This is a genomic window from Ensifer sp. M14 (assembly GCF_003355565.1).
Classification (GTDB): domain Bacteria; phylum Pseudomonadota; class Alphaproteobacteria; order Rhizobiales; family Rhizobiaceae; genus Ensifer.
Map to the genome: position 1 here is coordinate 2,460,347 of NZ_QJNR01000004.1, position 14,735 is coordinate 2,475,081.

Genomic DNA, 14,735 nt, shown 5'->3' on the forward strand with positions numbered 1-14,735 from the left:
AAAGAGCTTTGCGGCGCCATTGGCGCTGCATGGGAGTCCTGATCATGAGTATCGGAAAACCAGCCAAGGACCCGAAGACGGGGCGTTTCCTGCCGCGCGAGTCGCGGGTCGGAGCCCCAATCGGGGCGGGTGCACCTGCACGAACGCGCGCCCGCAAGGCGGTGCGCTCCAAGCTCGGCGAGCTCTTTCTCGACGACATGCTTTGCGCCTGGGAGAGCCGAGGGGCGGCGGCGATCCAGGCGCTGATCGAAAAGAACCCGCATGATTTCCTCAAGGCCGTGGCTTCGCTGATGCCGAAGGACGTGACCGTCAATGTCAACCAGATCGGGGAGATGACGGATGAGCAACTCCTCGAGCGGATCCGCAAGCTCGACGCCAAGATCAAGCCTTTCCTCGCTGCTCAGGGAGCGGATGGAACTGGCGATGGAGATCGGGCGGCGGCAGAACACGAATAGGCTGCGCTACTACCGGCCCTATGCCAGGCAGGCCGCCTTTCATCTGGCGGGCGCCACCTTTCGCGAACGGCTTTTCATGGCTGGAAACCAGCTGGGCAAGACGCTGGCAGGAGCGGCCGAAGCGGCCATGCACCTGACTGGCGACTACCCGGAATGGTGGGCGGGCCGACGCTTCGACCGGCCGATCACGATGATCGGTGGTTCGGAATCGCACGAGCTGACACGCGATGGCGTGCAGCGGCTGCTCGTCGGCCCGCCAATGAGCGAAGAGGACTGGGGCACCGGCTATATCCCGAAGGCGGCGATCGTCTCCCATACGCGCCGATCGAGCGCCTCGGGCGCGCTCGACAGCGTGACGGTGCGCCACGCTTCGGGCGCAACCTCGACGCTGCTTCTGAAGGCCTATGAGCAGGGCCGCGCCAAGTGGCAGGCCAACACCGTGGACTATGTCTGGTTCGACGAGGAGCCGCCGGAGGACGTCTATTTCGAGGGCATCACCCGCACCAATGCGACCGGAGGCTCGGTCGCCGTGACGTTTACGCCGCTCAAGGGCATGAGCTCGGTGGTCAGCCGCTACCTGCTGGAGCCTTCCGACGACAGGACGGTGGTGACGATGACGATCGACGATGCCGAGCACTATACGCCGCAGGAGCGGGCGAAGATCATCGCGAGCTATCCCGCTCATGAGAAGGAAGCGCGCACCAAGGGCGTGCCGACGTTGGGGTCGGGCCGGATTTTCCCGGTGACCGAGGAGCAGATCCGCATCGAGCCTTTCGAGATCCCCGGCCATTGGGTGCAGATCGGCGGGCTCGACTTTGGCTGGGATCATCCGTTTGCTGCCGTCGCCTGTGCCTGGGACCGGGATGCGGACATCTTCTACGTGACGAAGGTTTACCGCGAGCGCGAGGCGACGCCGATCATCCATGCCGCCAGCTTAAAACCCTGGGGCGCCTGGCTGCCCTGGTCATGGCCGCATGACGGCCTGCAGCACGACAAGGGCTCGGGCGAGCAACTGGCAGCGCAATATCGCGGGCAGGGGCTCGCGATGCTCCAGGAGCGGGCGACCTTCGACGACGGCACCAACGGTGTCGAGGCAGGGATATCCGACATGCTGCAACGCATGCAGACCGGGCGCTTCAAGGTGTTTTCCACCTGCGGCGAATGGTTCGAGGAATTCAGGCTCTACCACCGCAAGGACGGCCGGATCGTCAAGGAACGCGACGACGTTCTCTCGGCCTGTCGCTACGCGCTGATGATGAAACGCTTTGCCCGGGTGAAGGCCGATGCGGCCGCCTGGAAATTTATGGATCGGAAGGTTGTGTAATGGCAGCGATGACAAAACAGGCGCTGGCGGACCTCGTCGGCCAGCTCGTCCGGGATTGCGAGACCTATCGCGACGCGCTGTCGGTCGACCGCATCCGGGCGATGGAATATTACGACGGGGTGATGAAGGACGTGCCGTCCGACGCCAACCGCTCCAAGGTGGTTTCGCGCGACGTGCGCGCGGCGGTGAAGAAGGTGCTGCCTTCGCTCGTTCGTACCGTGCTCGGCAACGACAAGGTGGTCGAGTACGAGCCGGTCAACCAGGGCGACGAGGCGGGCGCCGAGCAGGCGACCGACTATATCAACTACATCGTCTTTCCCGAGAGCGACGGCTATGACGCGGTGCAGGACGCGGCGCACGATGCGCTGAAGCTCAGGAACGGCGTGATCCGCTGGTGGTACGAGAAGAAGCAGACCGTCGAGGTTTCCAGCCATACCGGGCTCGATGAGGCGGCGCTGGTGCAGCTGATCGCCGACGATGCGGTGGAGGTGCTGGAACAATCGCAATCGGTCGAGGCGATCGAGCTGCCGACGGCGCGCGTGGAGCAGCCGGTCTTCAACGTGAAGATCCGCCGCACCGGCGAGCGTGGTACGACGCGGCTTGCCGCGGTGCCGCTGGAAGAGTTTCTCATCCATCCGGACGCGATCTCGATCGACGACAGTCCGATCACCGGCATCAACCGGCGCATGCGCCGCTCCGACCTCATCGCCATGGGCTATGACCGAGCGAAGGTGGAAGGCTTTACTGTCGCCGGCGACCATGACGGCGACGACGAGGCATTCACCCGACGGCGCGATGTCTTTGGCGACGGGGAGGCGACGCCGACCGCGCTGCAGGAGGTGGAATACTACGAACTCTACGTGAAGGTGGACGCCGACGACGACGGTATCGCCGAGCTGCGCCGCCTGGTCTTTGCCGGCGGTATCGGGCCGGACAACTTGCTGGACGACGAGGAATGGGACGAGGTGCCCTTTGCCGATCTCATCACCGAGCGCCGCCCGCACCAGCGCGAGGGCAACTCCGTCACCGACGATATGGCCGAGATCCAGCGGGTGAAGACCGTGCTCCTGCGCCAGACGCTCGACAATCTCTACTGGCAGAACAACCAGCAGCCGATCGTGCAGGAAGGTGTGATCCAGAACCCGGAATCGGTGCTGAACCCGAAGTTCGGCCAGCCGATCCGCGTCGGCCAGGGCGTCGATGTGCGCGGGGCTGTCGGCTACACCGCCGTGCCGTTCGTGGCGCGGGAATCCTTTTCGATGCTCGGCTATCTCGACCAGGAGGCGACCGACCGCACCGGCATTTCTGACGCCTCCAGCGGCATGGCGCCGGACGCGCTGCAGAACATGACGGCGAAGGCGACGGCGCTGGTGGAGCAGGCGGGCATCGGCCAGACGGAGCTGATGGTGCGCACCTTTGCGCAAGGGCTGAAACGGGTGTTCAAGGGCCTGCTCGGCCTCGTCATCAGGCACCAGGACCGGCCGCGGGCCGTGCGGCTTCGCGGGCAATGGGTGACCTTCGACCCTCGCCACTGGAACGCCGGCATGGACGCGACTGTCAACACCGGCCTTGGCGCCGGCACACGCGAGCGCGACATGCTGATGATCCAGATGATCCAGCAGTTGCAGGAAAAGCTCTTGATGACGCTTGGGCCCGACAACCCTTATGTCTCGCCCGACAACCTCTACAACGGCATTGCCAAGACGGTGGAAGCGGCGGGGCTGAAATCGCCCGACCTCTACTTCACCAAGCCGACGCCCGAGGACATCCAGAAACGGATGCAGGCGACTGAGCAGCAACAGCAGCCGGATGCGGCCATGCAGAGGCTGCAGATGGAAGCGCAGCTGGCGGCCGAGAAGACCCGGATCGACGGCGAAAACGCCAAGCGCAAGCTGGAGATGGAACGGGAGCTGAAGCTTGCGGAAATCCAGCAGAACGGCGCGTTGAAGCGCTACCAGATCGACGCCGAACTCGCGCTCAAGCGAGAGACCAACGCCGCGCAGCTGCTCACGCGTGAGCCAGTTTCGCCTGTCCAGATCGGAGGGCATCCAGGATGAACGAAAGCACAAGCCAGAAGCTTGTTCGCTACATCCTGAACGATAGTATCCCGGCAGATATGGTCAAAGCGGCTTGGTCGGGCCTAACGCTTCCAGGGGATGTGTACGCTGGCAAAGTCGACCCTTTGAGTGAAGAAGGGCTTTCGCGGGCGATGGATACCGCCGGTCTCGCTGTTACGGGGAACATTCCCGCTGCCGTGATGCGAAAGCCGAGGAGCAGAGTTCTTGCCGCAAACCGGGAAATGGAGCATGATCCGCCAAGCTATCCGCAACGACCATTCGAGGCGGATTATCCGGACGGAGCGGTTGCCGATGACACAGGCCGCCTCATGTTCGATATTGAGGGGCGCCCCCTCACGGCTCGATACATCGCGGGAAGGCGGACGAATGAGCAAGCTGATACCAGTCTCTCTACCCGAGAACTGGCAGGAGTTGTCGAAGGAGGAACAAACCAAGTTCCTCGTTTCACGCCTCGAGAAGAAATCGGGGGCGGGCACGGTGGTACCTTTGTTGACACCAGAACCGGACAGCCACAACTAGTTGGCATCGCCAACGATCTGCACCCGAACGATGTTCATCGAGTTCTTGGGCACGAAACCGGCCACGTCATAGACCAGATCGTGGGAAACATCCCGACCGAAGGCCTTGAGGATCAGCTCCTTCAAATCTACGATACCCTGCTCACTGGTAATAAGCCTGGCCCACGTAGACTTGGGCCGAGTGATGTTGGTTACGATAAAGACGTGGTGTCGAAAGAGTTGATGGGGGAGGCGTTGCGCGCCTACCTGACCGGCCCAAATTACATAAAGACCGTCGGTCCAGACGTTGCGGCTCGAATACGCGAACATGTCAACCCACATCCCATCCTCAAGAAAATCATCCAATTCAACAGTCTGGGAGCCGCCGGGGCGTTAGGTGCGGCTTGTTTGGCAGATTGGCGCCAGACAGTTGACGATGAAGATTTCGGGGCACTCTATCGTGCAGGACGTGGCGCATGAACAGTGGTGAAAAATCCGCCGCAGCGCGGGCCCTTCTCGACAACCCACTCTATCACCTCGTTATGGACGAGTTGGAGATGGTAGCCATCAACGGCTGCATCAACGCTCCGCTCGTTGACGACGAAACCCGCGCCGCCTTTGCGGCCGAAGTGCGGGCCATCAGGAAATTTCGTGGCAAGCTCAAGTTCCTCGCCGAGGAACAAGCCAATACCGACGGTAAGGGCGCCCCGGCATAGGGCCCGGGCCAAACCTTTAGAAGGCAACCAAGCACATGTCAGACGCAGCCACCAATTCCCCGTTCGTCGGGGAGGGTGATAGCGGCCGCGCCGCACTCACCATCGACGACGCCGCGAACGTCGACTTTGCCGAGCCCGGAGAGGCCAACGCGCAGGAAGAGGAAGACGGGCAGTCGACGAATGCGCCGTATGAGACCACAGTGGATGGTCAAGAGGCCGGCGAGACCGTAGACAACACCGAAGGCGACGAGCCAGCCGGGGCCGAGAACGGCGACGCGGCCAGCCAGATCATTACCCTGAAGGGGGGCGATCAGGTGCCGTTGTCCGAGCTCAAGCTCGGGTATATGCGGGAGCGCGATTACAGACACAAAACTCAGGAGACCGCCAACAAGGGCCGCGCTCTTGAGGGCATGACAACCCGCGTGGTCAACACGGTCAAGGGTATCGCTTCCTACCTGGCAGAACGTTTGCCGCCTGAGCCGCCGCGGTCGTTGGCATATCAGGACCCCGCCGCATACACCCGCCAAAAGGCGATGTACGACGACGGCTTGGCAAACATCAACCAGATCATTGAACTGGCGAACGATTCAAGCGCTGTGGCCGGCGAACTCGCATCGACGGCCACCGAAGAGACGCTTCAAACCGAGAGTGAGAGGCTGGCGCAGGTGTTCCCGCAGACGACGAAGGAAGACGGCCGCAAGGCTTTCTTCGATCAGGCGTTTACGGCGGCGCGTGAGCTTGGTTTCTCCGATCAGGAATTGAAGGGCGTTTCGGATCATCGACTGTTCGGCCTGGCCTACTATGCCCAGATCGGGATGAAGGCAGAGCAGGCGCGGCATAAGGCACTGACGAAGGTGACGGCAGCGCCCCCGGCCACGCCGAACCCTCGGCCGAACGGTGGCGCCAACCAGCAAATTCGTCAGAACAAGGAAGCGTTGCAGCGGTTGTCCAAAACCGGGTCGATGAAGGACGCGATGTCCATCGACTTCGATTAACCCCAGCTTCAAAGGAATACAAACATGGCCGCACTGGCAAACACCTTCCAGACGACGAACGCCAAGGGCAATCGGGAACAGCTTTCCGATGTGGTGTCCCGCATCACGCCGGAGGATACCCCAATCTATTCCCTGATCGAGAAGGGCACGACCAAGGGCACGCATCCCGAATGGGAAACGGATGAGCTGGCCGCTCCCGGCGCAAACATCAAACCCGAAGGTGACGAATATACGTTTGGCACCATCCAGCCGCCGGCTCGCCTCGGCAACTATACTCAGATCCTGCGCAAGGACTGGATCATTTCGGGTTCCCAGGAGGCAGTCGAGAACGCCGGCAGCGTCGAAAAACGCAAGTACCAGAAGCTGAAAAAGGGCGTCGAGATCCGCAAGGACGTCGAATTCGCCATCGTCGACACCAACGCCTCTGTCGGTGGTGCTACCCGCGAATTCGGCTCGCTCAATACCTGGATCACGTCGAACGTCTCCCGCGGCGCCGCCGGCGCCAACGGTGGATTTAACGCCGGTACCGGCCTGACAGTTGCGCCGACCGATGGCACGCAGCGTGCGTTTTCCAAGCCCATCTTGGACAGCGTTATGCAGCAGGGCTACCAGAGCGGGGCGAACTTCCGCCACGTCTCGGTTTCGCCCTACGTGAAGAGCGTGTTCGTCACCTTCATGTCGGACAGCAATGTTGCACCGTTCCGCTACGCTGTTTCCAGGGGCGGCGAGCGCAACACCATCGTTGCAACGGCTGACTACTACGAAGGCCCGTTTGGTACGGTCATGATCCACCCGAACCGGGTGCAGGCGACCGGTAATCAGCAGTCGCGCAACGCCTTCTTCATCGATCCCGAAATGCTGTCTTTCCTCTGGTTCCGCGAGATCCAGGAAGACAAGGACGTCGCGAAGACGGGCGACGCCGACAAGGGTGTGATCATCGGCGAAGGCGCGCTGAAGGTGCACAACGAGAAGGGCCTCGGCGTCGCAGCCGACCTCTTCGGCCTGTCCGGCGCGAGCTAATCGCGTCGGCTCCATCACCATCGTCATCATCTGAGAAAGGGCGGGCTTCGGCTCGCCTTTTCCATTTCAGGAGAAACGGAAATGGCAGATCCTAACAAGCCAACGACGACCCCGCCGACCTTAGCGGATGAAAAGCCCGAAAAGTCCGGTGTTCCCATTCGCCTGCTCTACGATTTCTGGGCCGAGGACGAACAGCGGGTGCCGGCGGGTACAGAGCTTATGGTGCCCGTCAAAATCGCCAAGGATCTGATCGACGCCGGCAAAGCCGGGCGCGCCGACCCGCTTCCAGGCGATTCCGCATGATCATTCGTGATGGAGCTTGGACGCTCTACGATCACGACCCGATGACGGGCCGCTCGGTCTGGCATTACTTCGACGGGGAGAAAGACGTTTTCCGGGTCGACTACCCCGTCGACAACCTCATCAGCGAAAACCAGGACGTCCGCAACAGCGCCGAAAAGGCATGGCGCGGCGACTGGCACCGGGTCGCGTCGATTCCGCTGAACATCGCCCACGATGGCGGCCTCGTGCAGGCCCACAGCGAGGGCGACGACCGCTTTGTGAAGCAATTCCTGAATAACTCCGACAATCGCGCCTGGCGCACAAAGGACGGCCACCTATGATCGTTGAGTTCGACCGCGTCAAAGGGCAGGTGAAGGCCATCGAGGCGAGCCGGCCCAGCGCCGAGCAGGATCCTGAAGGCCACAAGGAAGCGAATGAGCGCGTCTCTCGTCTCATTGATCGGTCCCGCATGTATGCCGAGGCCGAGCGTGCCCGGAGGGTTCCGCTATGAGCGCCATCGCCGACTACGCGTCGTTGCTCGTCGACGCTGGCGAATACAGCGGCCGGAACGATATCGCGCACCTCTTCCCGCGTTTCCTCGGCCTGGCAGAGCTGAAGCTCAATCGCTTCCTGCGCGTGGCCGAAATGGAGATCGTGGACACTGTCGCCGTCACCAACGGCACCGGGACGTTGCCGGTGGACTTCCTCGAGGCGCGTGAGGTGAAGAACGCCAATGGGGCTTCCATTCGGGCCGTGGCCCTGCAACAGCTCACTGAAAGCTATATGGGCCGCGCCGGCATCCCGACCGGATACGCGATTGTTGGCAGCACCATTAATGTTCGGCCCGTCGGCGACGGAAACCTGACCATCACCTATTACGGCAAGATCCCGCCGCTGACGCCCGCGAATACGACGAACTGGCTCCTGGACAAGGCGGCAGATGCCTACCTCTATTCGCTCGTCGAAGAGATCGCGATCTGGGAACGCGACGTGGGCAAGGTGGGCGCAGCCCAGCAGTTGAAGCTGCTTGCTATCTCCGGCCTGAAAATCGGAGACGAGCGGTCGCGCTGGGGCAATGCCCAAGTGGTAGTTGGAGGGCCGACGCCATGACGCTGCTTTCGTCGATCAATGAAGTTTGCGACGTCGTCGCGCTCGATCGCTTCGACAGCGTCTACGGTTCGGCGAACCCGAATGCGCAGACGATGGTTGCGCTTGCCCAGGAGGCCGGCGACGAAATCGCGCGCCGCGCTGACTGGCAGCAGATGCTGAAGGAACGGGTTGCACAAAGCTCGCCCGAGCCGTTGCCGGCTGACTACGAGCGTATGACACCAGGCGGCGCCGTGCGCAGTGCTGCAGGTGCATTCTATCGGCCCATCACCAACAGTTCACAGTGGGCCGTGATTGTCGGCGTCGTATCGGCCCAGCCGTATTTTTTCATCAAGGGCAACCAGATCCTGTTTTCGCCGGCAGCATCCGGCGTCGCATCGGTCATCGACTACGTGTCGAAGTTCTGGGTGCTGCACGACCCTGAAGGGTCGGGCGATACGCTGGCGGCCGACGACGACGCCCCGCTTTTCCCTGAGCGTTTGCTCGTCAAAGGCATCCTGTGGCGCTGGAAGCGGCAGAAGGGCCTACCATTCGACGACGCCCTTGCTGAGTTCGAGGCCGACCTCCTGCAAGAAATCAACGCCAATCGGGGTGCATCATGAAGATGGCGGTGAGACCCGGCCGTATCGGCCAAAGCAATCGTGGCTCGGCGAGTGTCGGACAGATGCAATCATCGCAACCGGTGACATTCCCTGCACCGCGCGACGGCCTCGTTACGGCGACGGACATGGCTTCTCAAAAGCCTGGTTCAGCGACCGTACTGCGCAATTTCTTCCCGACGTTGGTCGGGTGCAAGATCAGGGGCGGTTCGCAGAAAAGAGGTCTCGTGGCTGACGGGGGCGATATCAAGAGCGCCTTCAAGTACAAGTATGGCGCCACCGAGAAGCTCTTCGTCGCGACGAACACCGCGATCTATAATGTCAGTTCGCCGGCAGCGCCACCAACCACGACTGCGGCGGATGTGTCGGGCCTCGCTGGCGGTGATTGGTGTACCTTCCAGCATACTAACGCTGGCGCCGCGAACCTCATTTGCCTCAACGGCGCGAACGATCGGCGGATCTACAACGGCACGAGCTGGACGACAGCGCCGGCCATCACCTTCATCGACGGCACGACCATGCCGCAGCTCAATTATGGCTGGATGTTCAAGAACCGGCAGTTCTTCCTGAAGAACGCAACGCTTGATGCCTACTACCTGCCCATCAATGCCATGGGTGGGGCGGCCGTCCTGTTTCCGCTCGGTGGGGTCATGAAGCGCGGCGGTTCGTTGATGACCGGCTTTTCATGGTCGCTCGAAAGCGGCGATGGCCTGTCGGATATGTGTGTTTTTGTCTCGACCGAGGGAGAAGTCGCAGTCTATGCCGGCTCTGATCCGAGCGACGCCAACAACTTTGCGCTGAAGGGTGTCTATCAGATCGGCAAGCCGCTCGGAAAGAACGCCTGGATCCGAGCCGGAGCCGATATCCTCGTTGCCACGAGTGACGGGCTCACCCCGATTTCGCAGGTTTTCCAGCGCGACCGGCAGGCGTTGAGCCTCGTCTCCGTATCGCGGCCGATCGAAGACGATTGGAAGCGGGCAGCAAACGCGACCGGTGGCGGTTGGACGCTGAAGCAGTGGCCGGAGCAAAACCTTGTCTTCGTCGCGTTCCCTGAAAACACCGTCGTCGCCGATACGACCTTTGTTTTGAACGTGCTCACCGGCCGGTGGTCGACCATCACGAACTGGCAGGCGCTCTGCTACGAAACCCTGCAAGGTGGGCTCTTCTTCGGCTCGATCGATGGGTATGTCTGGCAGGGCGATACGAGCGGAACCGATGGAGGGCTGACATTCAGCGGGACCTACCTTTCGCAATTCGCACCGGCGGGCCAGTTTGGTCAGCGCGCGACCGCCACCATGGCGCATATGTATTTTCGCGGGAAGTCGCGCCCTAAAGTCCGGCTGTTCGCTAAGGCCGACTTCGACAAGACCACGCCAAATTTCAGCGGTGTCACCCTTGGTAATACGACCTCGGCCGAATGGGACGTCGGCCTTTGGGATGTCGCGATGTGGGATAGTGTATCGGAGTTGATGCGCTACGATTTTCGCCAGAACGTCAGAGCAAGCGGCGACATGCTTGCTGTCGGCTGTGTCATGACGTCGGGCGGGGCGGTGAAGCTCGATGTCGAAGTTGACCTTGCCACACTGCAAGTGTCCGTCGGTGAGGCCAGCGCTTGAAACTGGTTTGGGGAGGAGAGAGCGCCTCCGAGATCAACCAAGCCGTCGCTTTGTTCATTGCCCGACAAATTCCGAGCTGCGAGCGCGGATGGGAGAACTTCACGACACTGGGGCTCGTTGACGACGATCGTCTTGTCGCTGGTGTCGTATTCCACAATTACGCGCCCGAGGCCGGCGTCATCGAACTGTCAGCGGCGGGGACGAGCCGGCGCTGGCTCACGCGCCCGATGCTCAAAGGCATGTTCGGCTACCCCTTCGATCAACTCCGTTGCCAGGTCGTTGTCTTGCGGGTCTCCGAGCGCAATGCCGGCATGATCGAGATCGCCGAACGTTTCGGCTTCAAGTCCTATCGCATTCCTCGCCTGCGCGGTCGCGACGAGGCGGAAATCCTGTTCACTCTGACAGATGACGACTGGCGGGCGCATCCCGTCAATCGGAGGTAAACCATGGGCAAATCAAAAGCACCGAAGGCTCCCGATCCGCCCGAAACGGCGGCGGCTCAGACCTCGACGAACATCGGCACGGCCATCGCCAACGGCTATCTTGGCAACGTCAACCAGGTCACACCCGACGGCAGCCTGACGTATTCGCAGACTGGCACCAACAAATGGACGGACCCGATGAGCGGAGCCGTCTACGATCTGCCAACATGGACTGCAACGCAGACGCTTTCGCCCGGGCAGCAGGCCATCAAAATCCAAAACGATGCCGCCGAACTCAATCTGTCGAAGCTCGCGAACTCGCAGTCAGGACGGCTACAGGATCTGCTGGGCAAGCCGTTCAATCTGGACGGTGCGCCGGCTGCCGGCGACCCCTCGAAAGTTGGGCTGCCGCAGTACACGCAGTATGGCTCAGGCCCAAACCTGCAAACCAGCCTCGGCAATGCTGGCAACGTCCAGAGCACGATTGCGGACGCCGGAAACATTCAGAAATCGCTGGGGAACGCTGGCGACATCACCAAAACCTACGACTACAGCTCCGACACCTCACGCTATGAAAATGCGCTGATGGAGCGGATGAACCCGCAGCTCGCGCAGAGCCGATCCGTGCTCGAAACGCAGCTTGCAAATCAGGGACTGCAGCCGGGTTCCGAGGCCTATAACCGCGCGATCGATTCAGCGACGAGGCAGGAGAACGACGCTCGGTTCGGCGCGATCCTCAATGCGGGTCAGGAGCAATCACGTCTCGCCGGTCTCGCTCGTGATCAGGCAGGTTTCCAGAACAACGCCCAGCAGCAGGCCTATAACCAGATGCTGTCGAGCGGTCAGTTCGCGAACACCGCCCAGCAGCAACAGTTTGGGCAGAACCAGGCGCAGCTGCAGGCGAACAACACCGCCCAGCAGCAGAAGTTCGATCAGGGCCTGGCCTCGGCAACGTTCGGGAACTCCGCCAACCAGCAGATGTACCAGAACAACCAGACCCAGACCGCGGCGAACAACGCGCTCAAAGACCAGACGTTCAACGCACAGCAGGCCCAGCTTGCGGCCCAGAACCAGGCGCGGTCGCAATATCTCAACGAGCAATATGCGCTGCGAAACCAGCCGATCAACGAGATTTCGAGCCTGCTTTCCGGCGCTCAGGTCAACAACCCGAATTTCGTTCCGACTCAGGGGCAGAGCATCCCGAACATCGATTACGCCGGCATGGTTCAGCAGGACTACGCGAACAAAGTCGGCGCTTACAATCAAAAACAGGCGGGCATCGGCTCGGTCCTTGGTGGTCTCGCCGGCTTCGCAGCTCTATCGGATGAGCGCGCGAAGAAGGACAAAAAGCTCATCGGCGGGCTCTACGAGTACCGATACAAGGGCGAGGGCAAGAGCGCCCCGAAGCGCATCGGCGTGATGGCTCAGGAGGTGGAGAAGGTGCGTCCGGAAGCGGTCTCCAAGGGTTCGGACGGTTTGCGTCGCGTCGATTACGGGATGCTGTTCTCTGCCCCGGTTAGAAAGAAGAGCGCATGAACCCGTTTGCTGTCTACACCGGCTTGCAGAAACCCGACACCACCCAGAACCGCCAAAAGCTCGCCGAGCAACGGCAGGCAATGATCATGGGACAGCCGATGCCCCAGAACGTCGCCGACGGCGCGGGTGCCCTCACGATTGTCGTTGCAGCTGGAATGGCGAAGCGAAATGCCGCGTTTCCGGTGACCCCGGGAGCTGCCCAGCCCTCGGCGCTGAATGGCCTCGCCAACTTTTTAACGATGGGCCGTAATGGAGGGCTCTATTAATGGTCGGATTTCTGTTTGGCGGCGACACTGGCGAAACCGCGCAGTCGCTCGCTCGCAAGCGGCAGGTGATTGATGCCCTTTCGCAGCAGATCATGGGCGCACAGCCGAAGACGGCCGCGGAAGGGATCGGCGCGTTGCTGAAGGGCGCCGCCGTCGGTTTCGGCAAGTATCGCGCCGACAAGGCAGAGAAGGCCGCCACGGATGCGGCCTCGACCCTCTACAACTCGATCCTCGGCACGCCCGCGCGTGCGACGGCGACCAAGTCCGGCGCCATGCCGAAGGTCGACAGCAGGGGTAACATGCCCGTTGCGACCATTGGCAATGACGAGATCCGCAACGGCATCATTTCCTCAGCCTCAGCGCTCGGCGTCGATCCAGTTGAGCTCGCAACAGCTATTTCATACGAGACGGCCGGCACTTTCGACCCAAGAAAGAAGGGGCCGACGACGCAATACGGTCAGCACGAAGGCTTCATTCAGTTCGGGGAGCCTCAGTCGAAAGAGCATGGCGTCGATTGGAACAATCCTGTCACTTCTCAGCTCGGTGAGAACGGCGCTGTCGTCAGTTACCTTCGGAAGGCGGGCGTACAACCAGGCATGGGCTTGCTTGATATCTACAGCGCCATCAATGCTGGAAGGGTTGGGCGCTATGGCGCATCTGACGCCAACAACGGCGGCGCACCCGGAACCGTGCGTGACAAGGTCGAACAGCAGATGGCGGGGCACCGTGGAAAGGCGCTGGCGCTGATCGGCGATAGCGCCGGCCAAATCGGGCGTGCACCGCAGAACGCAGCCGAAGCTGGGTCGGCAATGCCCGGAGGCGACATGCCCCAGCAGAGCGGAAGCCCGTTCGCCTCACCTTTTGTCGACTCGGCAATGCAGGAGGGTGGCGGCTCGCTCTCCGACGAGGTCGCGGCATTCGAGCAAACGGCGGAATACGCCGCGCGCTTCCCGGGCAGGGATGCTCAGGCGCCCGCCATGGAGCCGCCGCGCGAAGTCGCTGCACTTCTTGCCCCGCCTCTGTCGCAGCCGTTGCCGCAAGGCCTACCCGCGCAGTTCCAAGGATCGCAGCAGCTTGCAGTCGCACGCGGCGGGATCATGGACGCGCTTAACACCGGCGCGCCTTCGACCCCGCAACAGATCGAACAGGCAGAGGCCGTTGATCAGCAACAGCCGGCTCAGGTCGCGCAGTCGGCAGGTGGCGTTGATCCCCGCCTTTACGAGTTGCTGGCGAACGACTTTGCGACCCCGGAAATGAAGGCTGTGGCGCGATCTATGATCGAGCAGCAAATGCTGTCAAACGAGCGGGTGCGGCAGCTCGAAATGCGGAAAGCAATCCCGAACGCTCCGACAGCGTCGGCGGGAAGCAATTCAACGACCCAACGGACCCCGAAGATCACCGGGATAAAGACCGACAGACAGTCACAGCCGCAAGCACGCCGATGATTTTCAGCGCTGCGCGGGACTGTTCATGCAGGTTGTGATCGATCTGCATAGCATCAAAATAGATGAGAACGGGGTTTGCTCAATCCTCGTCGACAAAAGCCAGGTAGCCGTTGCCGCTCGCCCAATCACGGATGATCAGGGCGATGGCTTGCTCTCGTGTGACACCGCGCTCCTTGGCGAACCCTTCAACGGCAGTTTTGAGGTCAGGTGGAAGGAGCATTTTTCTTCTTCTTCGGCTTTGAGGCGGCGTGGACTTCCGCAGCATTAAGCGCGCCTGCTGGGATGTTTGGTGCCTTGAACATTGCGACGATGACGGTGGTCTGAGACATCGGAATGTTGATCGGCTGGCCGCCGGTATAGGTTGTGTTTGCGTAAGC

General features: G+C 61.6%; 18 protein-coding genes. 17 read left to right on the forward strand and 1 reads right to left on the reverse strand.

The annotated features are described in order from the left end of the window. Positions 1-44 precede the first annotated feature (44 nt). The 17 genes from BLJAPNOD_RS11805 (at position 45) to BLJAPNOD_RS35355 (ending at position 14,358) form a co-directional block, all read left to right on the forward strand. Positions 45-455: a hypothetical protein gene (locus BLJAPNOD_RS11805; RefSeq protein ID WP_199565933.1), complete on the forward strand. Its 411-nt coding sequence runs from the start codon at positions 45-47 to the stop codon at positions 453-455. Beyond that, a complete protein-coding gene (locus BLJAPNOD_RS11810) occupies positions 340-1,779 on the forward strand; it encodes a terminase large subunit (protein ID WP_115419937.1) in 1,440 nt (479 codons plus the stop codon). Before BLJAPNOD_RS11805 ends, BLJAPNOD_RS11810 begins: the two co-directional genes overlap by 116 nt. Then, a complete protein-coding gene (locus BLJAPNOD_RS11815) occupies positions 1,779-3,836 on the forward strand; it encodes a phage portal protein (RefSeq protein ID WP_115419938.1) in 2,058 nt (685 codons plus the stop codon). The genes BLJAPNOD_RS11810 and BLJAPNOD_RS11815 overlap by 1 nt, the downstream gene beginning before the upstream one ends. Further along, the gene (locus tag BLJAPNOD_RS35170; protein ID WP_147294542.1) at positions 3,833-4,834 is read left to right on the forward strand and encodes a hypothetical protein; all 1,002 of its coding nucleotides are present in this window, start codon (positions 3,833-3,835) and stop codon (positions 4,832-4,834) included. Before BLJAPNOD_RS11815 ends, BLJAPNOD_RS35170 begins: the two co-directional genes overlap by 4 nt. Next, positions 4,831-5,070 (forward strand): hypothetical protein, encoded by a 240-nt coding sequence (locus BLJAPNOD_RS11830; RefSeq protein WP_077504461.1) that lies wholly within the window; start codon positions 4,831-4,833, stop codon positions 5,068-5,070. Before BLJAPNOD_RS35170 ends, BLJAPNOD_RS11830 begins: the two co-directional genes overlap by 4 nt. A 35-nt stretch (positions 5,071-5,105) precedes the next feature. Beyond that, the gene (locus BLJAPNOD_RS11835) at positions 5,106-6,065 is read left to right on the forward strand and encodes a hypothetical protein (RefSeq protein WP_077504460.1); all 960 of its coding nucleotides are present in this window, start codon (positions 5,106-5,108) and stop codon (positions 6,063-6,065) included. Positions 6,066-6,089: 24 nt separating this feature from the next. Then, a complete protein-coding gene (locus BLJAPNOD_RS11840; protein WP_077504459.1) occupies positions 6,090-7,085 on the forward strand; it encodes a DUF5309 domain-containing protein in 996 nt (331 codons plus the stop codon). An 81-nt stretch (positions 7,086-7,166) separates the two neighbouring features. Continuing rightward, positions 7,167-7,388 carry a hypothetical protein gene (locus tag BLJAPNOD_RS11845; RefSeq protein WP_077504458.1) on the forward strand — a complete coding sequence of 74 codons (222 nt, stop codon included), beginning with the start codon at positions 7,167-7,169 and terminating at the stop codon, positions 7,386-7,388. After that, positions 7,385-7,708 (forward strand): hypothetical protein, encoded by a 324-nt coding sequence (locus BLJAPNOD_RS11850; RefSeq protein ID WP_115419940.1) that lies wholly within the window; start codon positions 7,385-7,387, stop codon positions 7,706-7,708. The genes BLJAPNOD_RS11845 and BLJAPNOD_RS11850 overlap by 4 nt, the downstream gene beginning before the upstream one ends. Continuing rightward, positions 7,705-7,878 carry a hypothetical protein gene (locus BLJAPNOD_RS35350; RefSeq protein ID WP_158556115.1) on the forward strand — a complete coding sequence of 58 codons (174 nt, stop codon included), beginning with the start codon at positions 7,705-7,707 and terminating at the stop codon, positions 7,876-7,878. Before BLJAPNOD_RS11850 ends, BLJAPNOD_RS35350 begins: the two co-directional genes overlap by 4 nt. Then, positions 7,875-8,477 carry a hypothetical protein gene (locus BLJAPNOD_RS11855; protein ID WP_115419941.1) on the forward strand — a complete coding sequence of 201 codons (603 nt, stop codon included), beginning with the start codon at positions 7,875-7,877 and terminating at the stop codon, positions 8,475-8,477. The genes BLJAPNOD_RS35350 and BLJAPNOD_RS11855 overlap by 4 nt, the downstream gene beginning before the upstream one ends. Beyond that, positions 8,474-9,076: a hypothetical protein gene (locus BLJAPNOD_RS11860; RefSeq protein WP_115419942.1), complete on the forward strand. Its 603-nt coding sequence runs from the start codon at positions 8,474-8,476 to the stop codon at positions 9,074-9,076. The genes BLJAPNOD_RS11855 and BLJAPNOD_RS11860 overlap by 4 nt, the downstream gene beginning before the upstream one ends. After that, on the forward strand, positions 9,073-10,689 hold the full coding sequence (locus tag BLJAPNOD_RS11865; protein ID WP_115419943.1) for a hypothetical protein: 1,617 nt from the start codon (positions 9,073-9,075) through the stop codon (positions 10,687-10,689). The genes BLJAPNOD_RS11860 and BLJAPNOD_RS11865 overlap by 4 nt, the downstream gene beginning before the upstream one ends. Next, positions 10,686-11,132, forward strand: coding sequence for a GNAT family protein (locus BLJAPNOD_RS11870; protein ID WP_115419944.1), 447 nt, complete (start codon positions 10,686-10,688; stop codon positions 11,130-11,132). Before BLJAPNOD_RS11865 ends, BLJAPNOD_RS11870 begins: the two co-directional genes overlap by 4 nt. A 3-nt stretch (positions 11,133-11,135) precedes the next feature. Beyond that, entirely contained in the window at positions 11,136-12,647 is a 1,512-nt protein-coding gene (locus tag BLJAPNOD_RS11875) for a tail fiber domain-containing protein (RefSeq protein ID WP_115419945.1), read from the forward strand. Then, positions 12,644-12,913 carry a hypothetical protein gene (locus BLJAPNOD_RS11880; protein ID WP_077504451.1) on the forward strand — a complete coding sequence of 90 codons (270 nt, stop codon included), beginning with the start codon at positions 12,644-12,646 and terminating at the stop codon, positions 12,911-12,913. Before BLJAPNOD_RS11875 ends, BLJAPNOD_RS11880 begins: the two co-directional genes overlap by 4 nt. Next, entirely contained in the window at positions 12,913-14,358 is a 1,446-nt protein-coding gene (locus tag BLJAPNOD_RS35355) for a hypothetical protein (RefSeq protein WP_077504450.1), read from the forward strand. The genes BLJAPNOD_RS11880 and BLJAPNOD_RS35355 overlap by 1 nt, the downstream gene beginning before the upstream one ends. 79 nt (positions 14,359-14,437) lie before the next feature. Here BLJAPNOD_RS35355 and BLJAPNOD_RS35360 read toward each other — a convergent pair whose 3' ends face one another. Continuing rightward, positions 14,438-14,578: a hypothetical protein gene (locus BLJAPNOD_RS35360; protein ID WP_158556116.1), complete on the reverse strand. Its 141-nt coding sequence runs from the start codon at positions 14,576-14,578 to the stop codon at positions 14,438-14,440. Positions 14,579-14,735 lie beyond the last annotated feature (157 nt).